Consider the following 704-nt stretch of genomic DNA (forward strand, 5'->3'; position numbering starts at 1 on the left):
GATTCATCGATCAGCGTACACACCCAATACGCTTGCTTGCCTTCGTTAAGACAAGCGTTTCGTACCCGCTCGACAATGTCGTCACGTTTGGTATCTGGAATGGCAACGGTTTGAATCGGCGTTCGGCCTGGTGGTAATTCGTCTATCACCGACGTTTCCAAATCAGCATACGCTGTCATTGCTAGCGTGCGAGGAATCGGAGTCGCCGTCATGATGAGCTGATGCGGATACGCGCCTTGTTTTGCCCCTTTCTCACGTAACTCTAATCGCTGATGGACGCCAAAGCGGTGCTGCTCATCAATGATGACTAAAGCTAGGTGATGAAATTCCACATGTTCTTGGAAGAGGGCGTGAGTACCCACTATCATTTGCGCTTCACCGCTGGCAATGCGAGCCAGTTCCGTCTCTTTGGCTTTGCCCTTGAGCTTACCAGCAAGCCAGCCCACTTGAATGCCCATGGCTTCAAACCAGTTGGCGAAATTGATGGCGTGTTGTTCGGCGAGCAGCTCTGTTGGTGCCATTAAAGCCACTTGGTAACCGTGCTCAATGGCTCTGACTGCGGCTAGCGCGGCAACCAATGTTTTTCCTGAGCCTACGTCACCTTGGACAAGACGCATCATTGGATGCGGCTTTTCGAGGTCGGATTCAATCTCTTTCACCACGCGTGCTTGAGCATTGGTCGGAGAAAACGGCAGTTGCGCCAA

General features: G+C 52.1%; 1 protein-coding gene. It reads right to left on the reverse strand.

Annotated features, from left to right (window positions below):
• A partial coding sequence (locus R7190_RS27530; protein ID WP_318137888.1) for a DEAD/DEAH box helicase occupies positions 1-704 on the reverse strand: 704 nt, incomplete at both ends.

This window comes from Vibrio sp. 1078-1 (genome assembly GCF_033340475.1).